Here is a 506-nt window from a genome sequence, read left to right on the forward strand (position 1 = left end):
TTGCTGAAGAACAGACCCACTTTTTCATCCCAGCGATAGTTCTCCAGATGGGAAAGACTGACGATGGCATTCAAGAGGATATTCACCACAGCCAGGGCCATGCCCACCAGGATCAGAGCCACCCCCACCCCGGGCACGCCAATCAGGATAAATCCCGCCAGGCTCACACCAAACGAGGCGCCATCGATCACCGTCATGGTGATATAGAGCGCCTGCTCTTCGGCGGTCCTCGCCAACCGCGCGCCTTCGACGTTGCGATACAGGCTGACCGCCGTGAACAGCACATCCAGGGGCAGCAGCACCTTGTTCATCTTGAAGAACAGCTGATCGAGCCGGGGCTGCCAGAGCGCTCGCGAGGCGCTGGAGGCCAGGCGCAAGGCGAGTACCGGCCCGATGTCGGTGGTGAAATCAAAGACTCCCTTGACCACCGCCAGTGAGTCGCTGGTGGTGAACAGGCCTGATTTGACCGAAGAAAAATCCAGGTGGAAGGGCTGGGTGCGGAAGTC

The 506-nt window shown here is 59.5% G+C and carries 1 pseudogene; it reads right to left on the reverse strand.

Going from position 1 to position 506, the window contains the following annotated elements:
- Nucleotides 1-506 (reverse strand): annotated as a pseudogene (locus tag CWE01_RS33145) (hypothetical protein); the annotation flags it as partial.

This window comes from Pseudomonas sp. QS1027 (assembly GCF_002814235.1).
Taxonomy (GTDB): Bacteria; Pseudomonadota; Gammaproteobacteria; order Pseudomonadales; family Pseudomonadaceae; genus Aquipseudomonas.